The sequence below is a fragment of the Streptomyces sp. TM32 genome, from assembly GCF_004122755.1.
Taxonomy (GTDB): domain Bacteria; phylum Actinomycetota; class Actinomycetes; order Streptomycetales; family Streptomycetaceae; genus Streptomyces; species Streptomyces sioyaensis.
The window spans coordinates 22,874-29,696 of record NZ_SDIG01000076.1 but is presented as its reverse complement, the minus strand read 5'-3'; the positions used below and the strand labels follow the sequence as shown (position 1 = coordinate 29,696).

Annotated in this window: 6 protein-coding genes; 2 read left to right on the top strand and 4 right to left on the bottom strand. The window is 71.2% G+C overall.

Going from position 1 to position 6,823, the window contains the following annotated elements:
• Positions 1-221 precede the first annotated feature (221 nt).
• A complete protein-coding gene (putP, locus tag EST92_RS18085; RefSeq protein WP_174244050.1) occupies positions 222-1,724 on the bottom strand; it encodes a sodium/proline symporter PutP in 1,503 nt (500 codons plus the stop codon).
• Positions 1,725-2,325: 601 nt separating this feature from the next.
• Here putP and EST92_RS18080 point away from each other — a divergent pair.
• On the top strand, positions 2,326-2,739 hold the full coding sequence (locus tag EST92_RS18080) for an Asp23/Gls24 family envelope stress response protein (protein ID WP_129281940.1): 414 nt from the start codon (positions 2,326-2,328) through the stop codon (positions 2,737-2,739).
• Positions 2,740-2,830: 91 nt separating this feature from the next.
• Here the strand turns inward: EST92_RS18080 and EST92_RS18075 are convergent, their stop codons facing one another.
• The 3 genes from EST92_RS18075 to EST92_RS18065 form a co-directional block, all read right to left on the bottom strand.
• Positions 2,831-4,132: an NAD(P)/FAD-dependent oxidoreductase gene (locus tag EST92_RS18075; RefSeq protein ID WP_174244051.1), complete on the bottom strand. Its 1,302-nt coding sequence runs from the start codon at positions 4,130-4,132 to the stop codon at positions 2,831-2,833.
• Positions 4,133-4,394: 262 nt separating this feature from the next.
• On the bottom strand, positions 4,395-4,877 hold the full coding sequence (locus EST92_RS18070; protein ID WP_129281938.1) for a DUF5709 domain-containing protein: 483 nt from the start codon (positions 4,875-4,877) through the stop codon (positions 4,395-4,397).
• Positions 4,878-4,997: 120 nt separating this feature from the next.
• Positions 4,998-5,414, bottom strand: a complete 417-nt coding sequence (locus EST92_RS18065) for a DUF2795 domain-containing protein (RefSeq protein WP_129250938.1) — start codon at positions 5,412-5,414, stop codon at positions 4,998-5,000.
• Between the two features lie 308 nt (positions 5,415-5,722).
• On the opposite strand from EST92_RS18065, the gene EST92_RS18060 reads away from it, so the two are divergent.
• The gene (locus tag EST92_RS18060; RefSeq protein WP_129281937.1) at positions 5,723-6,814 is read left to right on the top strand and encodes a hypothetical protein; all 1,092 of its coding nucleotides are present in this window, start codon (positions 5,723-5,725) and stop codon (positions 6,812-6,814) included.
• Positions 6,815-6,823 lie beyond the last annotated feature (9 nt).

Genomic DNA, 6,823 nt, shown 5'->3' with positions numbered 1-6,823 from the left:
CCCCCATCCGCCGTCGAACCACGTCATTGCCCTCGCCTCCCAGCAGGAACCGCTGCGGCCTGCGGAACCACGCCTTCAAGGATCGTGCGCCCGAGCCCGTGGCGGCAGGGCCTCGTGGCCCCGAAGCCGGGGGCCGAACGGGTAACAGGGGGCCGTGGGCGGGACCGGTGAGGCGCGGCGTCACCGCGACGCCGGTGGGCCGGGGGCGGGTCGCCCGTGGCTCAGCCGACCGGCACCGTCGTGGCGTTCTCCCGCTCCATGGATCCCGACCAGGTGCGTCGCGGCGGACGTCCGACGAACCTCCCGAAGAGCAGCGCCGCCACGGTGGCCGTGAGCACCCCGGGCACCATCTCGTAGATGCCCGACTGGAGCGGCCCGAGGAGCGGGTCGATCTGCTTCCACAGCACGACGGTGACCGCCCCGGTCACGATGCCCGCCATCGCCCCGGCCCGCGTCATCCGCGGCCAGTAGAGCGACAGCAGGATCACCGGGCCGAAGGCGGCGCCGAATCCCGCCCAGGCGTACGCGACGATGTCCAGTACGGCGCCGCCGCTCAGCGCGATGACGTAGGCGACCACGGCAACGGCCACCACGGTCGCCCGGGCCGTCAGGACCAGCGCGGCATCCGAGGCCTGCCGCTTGACGAACGCCCGGAAGAAGTCCTCGGTGAGAGCCATCGCCGAGACCAGCAGCTGGCTGTCCGCGGTGGACTTGATCGCGGCGAGTACGCCCACCAGCAGGATGCCCGCGACCCAGGGGTTGACCAGCTGGGCGCAGAGCGCGATGAAGACCGTCTCGGGGTTGTCCAGCGGCTGGTCGAGCGCGGCGATCCCCACCAGACCCACGAGCGAGGCCCCGGTCAGGCAGACGACGACCCAGCCCACGCCGATCCGGCGGGCTCTGGGGATCTCGCGGGTGCTGCGGATGCTCATGAAGCGCACCAGGATGTGCGGCTGGCCGAAGTAGCCCAGTCCCCAGGCGAGCAGGGAGATCACTGCCACGGCGCCGAGCGAGTGACCGGACGTCCAACGGCTGCCGTCGAAACCGGCCTTGGCCCCCATGTCGAGGAGTGCGGCGCTCTTGTGGGTGAGCGCACCGTGCAGGGCACCGAACCCGCCCAGCAGTCCGATGCCGATCGCCGGGAGGGCCACCGCCGCGCCGAACATGACCGTGGCCTGCACCGAGTGCGTCAGACTCACCGCGCGGAAACCGCCCAGGACGGTGTAGACGACGATCACCACGGCGAAGACGGTGAGCGCGAACTCGAAGCCGCCGCCGAAGATCCCCTCGAACAGCACGCCGCCGGCCAGGAGGCCGCTCGCCACATAGACGGTGAAGAACACGACGATGACGGTGGCCGAGAGCAGCCGCAGCATCCGGCTGCCGTCCTCGAACCGTTCCTCCAGATAGGCCGACAGCGTCTTGGCGTCCCCGGCCAGCTCGGTGTACGTCCGCAGCCGCGGCGCGACCAGCAGCCAGTTGAGATAGGTGCCGATGGCCAGACCGACGGCGATCCAGCTCGCGCCGATGCCGGCCGCGTACACGGCACCCGGCAGCCCCAGGAACAGCCAGCCGGACATGTCGCTGGCCCCCGCGGACAGCGCCGCCAACGTGGCACTCAGCCGGCGCCCGCCGAGCGCGAAATCGGAGAAGGTCAGGGTGTCCTGATACGTCCAGAAGCCCACGGCCACCATGGCGAGCAGGAATATCCCGAATGTGATCATGACCGGTACGATCAGGTGTGTCACCACTGCTCCCTCGTTACAGGCACTGCCATGTCGTGCACGGGCCCCCGTTGGGGATCCCACGAGGAAGTCCCGAAGCGGGAAGGCTCCGGCGCGAGCAGACGATACGGACACACCAGCGGGAGCGGCACCCTTTTGACAGATGTCCGTGGCAATCGCCGTTTCGCCGTCCCCGCAGGCCCAAGGCGGGAGCGGGGTTCAGGACCATACCGTGGACTGTCCGTCCGGAGTGCCAACACCCCGTAGTTGGCGACGACTTGATATCTCCGGCCGTGCGGCGAGGGGGCCGGCAGGGGGCGTGCCGGGCGCCTGGCCGACGGGGGACGGGGCGGTTTGGCGGGTGGGGTGCCCCGGCCCGGCGCCGCGCGCGGGCGCATCCGAGGTGGTCGTCGAGGCGTCTTGCCGGAACGGCACAGTGCCGGAACGACACAGTGCCGGAACGACACAGTGCCGGTCCGACGCCGCGCGGGGCCCGCAGCGGTGTCGCCTTCCGGTTCGGGAGGCAGCGTCACCCGTCCGGTCATAGCGTGAAGACACGGGCCGAAGCGTCCCCACGAGGGAGTACAAGGGGTGATGGGCAATGACCGAGTCAGCGGAGCGACGGTCGCGGGACCCCGGGGAACTGGGGCGGACGACCATCGCCGACAGCGTGGTCGAGAAGATCGCCTACCTGGCGGCCGGTGAGGTGGCAGGGGTGCACGCCCTGGGCAGTGGGCTGTCGCGCTCGGTGGGCGCCCTGCGCCAGCGCGTACCCGGGGGAGGTACGACCACCACGCACGGCGTCAAGGTCGAGGTGGGTGAGAAGCAGACGGCGGTCGATCTGGACGTCGTCGTCGAGTACGGCGAGGTCATCCCCGAGGTGGGCAGGGCCGTGCGCGAGAACGTGATCTCCGCGGTGGAGCGGATGACCGGCCTCGAAGTCGTGGAGGTCAACATCGCGGTCAGCGATGTGCGGCTCCCCGACGAGGAGGAAGAGCCGGAGCGGGTCCGGTAGCCGTCCGGGGTGTCATAGCCCCCGTGAGGGGACCCCGTGAGGGCGTGCCCTACGGGGGTCCCCTCACGGGGGTCCCGTCACGAGGGTCCCCTCACGCCGTCGGGCCGCCCGGTACGCGGGCCACCTCGGGGGATTCGGTGTCCAGCGGCACCGACCAGGAGCTGACCAGACCCAGCTGGACGCCCTGCCGCGGCAGGACCGCGTCCAGCAGCCAGTCGGCGGCCACCCGCACGCGGTTGTCCGGCATCGCCATCAGGTGGTAGCCACGGGTGACCAGGCCGGCGAGTGGTCCGGAGAGCGGGAAGTGCAGGGGGTTGGCCGCGGCCTGGAGCCCGCCCAGGTCGACCATGAAGCCCAGGTCGTGGTGCCGATACGCGCGGGGCGCGCCCCGGCCGCAGGACGCCGCGACATTGCGCGCCGCCACCTTGCCCTGCCGCTGGGCGTGCTGGGCCGTCATCGGCGTCACTGCACCGGGCCGGGTCAGGTCCGGGACGGCCGCGGCGTCACCGCAGGCGAACACCCCTGGCCGGCCGGGCACGTTCAGGAATTCATCGACGCACAGCCGTCCCCTGTCGGTGGGCAGCCCCAGGGAGTCGACCAGCGGGTCGGGCCGTACGCCGACACACCAGATCAGGGAACGGCTGGCGACGAACTCGCCGTCGTCGAGCAGCACTCCGTCCTGGGTCGCTTCCTTGACAGAGGTGCCCGTACGGACGTCGACGCCCTGGGTACGCAGGACCCGCTCGGCGGTGCGCGACAGCCGCTCGTCGAGTTCCGGCAGCAATCGGTCGGCGATGTCCAGCAGCAGCCAGCGGGGGCGGGGCCCGTCTCGCAGCCCGGTGTTCTGCCGGGCCAGCGCATCGGTGAACCGCACGCCCTGGGCGGTGACTTCGGTGCCGGTGTATCCGGCGCCCACCACCACGAAGGTGGTCCTGGCGGACCGCTCCGCCGCGTCCTCGGTCGCACCGGCGAGCTCGATCTGCCGGGTGATGTGGTCGCGGAGGAAGAGCGCTTCGGGCATCCCGCGGAAGCCGTGGGCGTGCTCGGCGACGCCGGGTACGGGCAGCAGCTTGTTCACGCTGCCGACGGTCAGGACGAGCCGGTCGTACGGCAGGGAGCCCTTCCGCTCCTCGGGGTCGGTGTAGTGCACCTGGCGGGCCTCGAAGTCCACGTCATGGGCCGCTCCGAGGACGAGCCGGACGCCCGGCAGGGTCCCGGTGAGCGACACCGAGATCCGGCGGGGTTCCAGGATTCCGGTCGCCACTTCCGGCAGCAGCGGCACGTACAGAAAGTAGTCGTTGGGGTTGAGGAGAACGATCTCGGCAGCTCCCTTGGCCTGCCGGGAGAGCGTGCGGGCACATTCGTAGCCGGCGAACCCGGCTCCGACGATCACGATCCGAGGACGACGTCGATTCACGTGGGCTCCTGCGGTCGAGGATGGTCGCACGGTGGACCGGGGCGGCCGTCGGGTCCGTGACGGGCCGGCGGCTCGCGCCTCCGCACCGGCGGGGTCGGTGTCCTTCCGGCTTTCCGGCCTGCGACCGGGTACACATGGGCGCCCGCTGTTCTCATTCTGGGGGCACGGGCACCCGGCCGGCTCGTTGAGGCTCGTTGCGGGAGGGCACTGAAAGCGGGTGGTCTACGGTGTACAGGCCCTAGACCTCGCCGCCCCCGCCGTCCCCCGCGTTGTCCCGGGTGATGTGTACCGCCGCCTCCTCCGCCGAGGCGGCTCCGCCGTCGATGCCCACGTCGCGGGCGGCGATGTCATTGCTGCCGCCGCGCCAGAATCCCTCGTCGGAACCCACGAGCCGGCCGGCCCGCTCCTCGCCGCATTCGAGATCGGTCGGTTCGCCCACCCCGCCCGGCAGATCACCGATTCCGTCGCCGTCGGGTGCGCAGACGTCCGGCACCTCCACCGCCAGGCGGTGGTCGAGCGTCTCGCGGTCGTGCAGCTCCCGTGCGGTGGTCCCGTCGTGATTCACCACGAAGGGCCGCTCCGGAGGCGAATAGCCGGTATCCAGCGTCGCATCGAGGTCCGGCTCGTCCAGGGCGTCTTCCATGTCGAGTTCGTTGGGGTTGTCCTGGGGATCGGACCTGGGCGGCTGATAGACCTCATCGCCCATCGTCTCGTCGGACATAACCGCCCTCCCTCTTCCCGTCCACTGGCCCGGCCGCGGGGTGCGGCAGGTGCCGATACACCAATTGTCCGCCTCCCGGCGCCCGGCGGCAGCGCCAGGGGGCACGGACCGGCCACGGCCTCAGGAGCGCCAGTGTTCCGTGGTGATCCCGACGGCTTCCGCGATGCTCTGCACATTGCCGAACCGCTCGTGTGCGGGCAGCCGCTCGGCCATCGTGACCAGCCGCTCCGGGGCGTTGTTGCGCCGGAGGGTCTCGATGATCGCGTTCCGGTCGGCCGGATACAGGCTCCGCCCGAGGTGCCGGGCGAATTCGGAGCGCAACCCGACGTCCTCCTCGGTCATCCCCCGCGGTGTCCCGCCCCGGAAGTCGCTTTCGGGGGACCACGCCGCCACCGGCTGGTCCTCGCCGGCCGGCTGGAGTTCGTGCTCTTCCTCCAGCCACAAGGAGCGCTCCGCCGTCAATTGCCCCCGCAGTTGCCGCTTCATCACGTCGTCCCGGGCGGGGCCGGTCTTGTCGGTTCCGTGTTCCATGACCATGGGTGCCTCCGGCTCTACGGGTCGTACAGACCCGACGTGTTCCTCCCAGTTTCCCTGGTCCCCCAGCCCTAACAACCCGGCAGCGGCCGTTTCAAGCATGCACACGGAAATGGCCGGAACGGGCACGGAACGTGATTGCGGAGGCATATGCCCGCAATGCATATGCCTTTCCGGAACGGGAATTCGTAGGACAGCCGGCTGCTTACCGGCGAATGCCGGCTGCGCACGGATGCGGGCCGCCCACCGACGACCACGCATTGCACGACAGGAGAATCCGCGGAATCCGAGGAAGCCAAGGAGGCAGTGCCATGCGAATCTCGCTCCTGCAACCGGTCATCGACCGGCCCGGCCCCTGGGCGTCCGTCTATGCCGATACCTCGCACGCTGCCGAGGACGCCGCAAAACAACAGGAGTTGAGGGCAAGTGCCACCACGGCGCAGTTGTTCGCTCTCGGCGCGGACGAGGCCACCTGTGGTGCGGTGCACGAGGCCCTGCTCACCCGCCGTGGCGACCCCGGAACGCATGCCGGGCGGGCGCTGTTCGCCGCCCACGGTGCCATCGTGCTCGACACGCCGCTTCCCGGCCCTCCTGCCGTCCCCTTCGCGGCCTGGGGGCCGGTGCCCAGGGTGACGCCCTTGCTGGCGGCGATCGGCGACGACCCCGTCTGCCTCGTGGTCCGCCTGGACCGTACGGGAGCGGACTTCGCCGTGGTCGGCGAGCGGGGCGGCGGGGCGGAACGGGGCGACGCCCGCGCCGCCCGGGAACGGTCCGAACGGCATCTGAGGACCGCGGCGGACCACACCCGGGAGCAGAACGCCGAGGAGATCGCCGACGCGGTACGCAAGGAGTTCGAGAGCAGTGGTGCCGAGGCCGTCGTCCTGGTCGGTGAGGCACCCGAACGCCGGCTGGTGCACGGCAAACTGCCCGAACCACTGCGCGCCCTGACCTACGAGAGCGAACACGGCGGGCGGGCGCCGAGCGCCGAGAGCGACTTGGTGGAACGGGACATCGCCCAGGTCAGGGCCGCGCAGGAAAGCGACCACATCGCGCAGGTGGCGGACCGCTTCCGCGCGGGTGCCGGCGTCGGCGGCAAGCACGCGAAGCCGCACTCCGCGGCCGGCCTCCCCGCGCTGGTCGAGGCCGCCCGGGAGCACCGGATCGACACCCTGCTGGTCAGTCCGCACGGCGCGGACAGCGCGCGGCAGGTATGGGTGGGTTCCGATGCCGACCAACTCGCCGTCCACGGAATGGAGTTGCCGAATCTGGGCGAGCTGCGTCCGGCTGCCGCACGGGCGGACGACGCCCTGGTGCGGTCGGCGGCCGCGCACGGCGCCGACATCGTGGTGATCCATGACCCCGAACGGGCACCGGCCGGCGGCCTCGGCGCCATCCTGCGCTGAACGGACGAG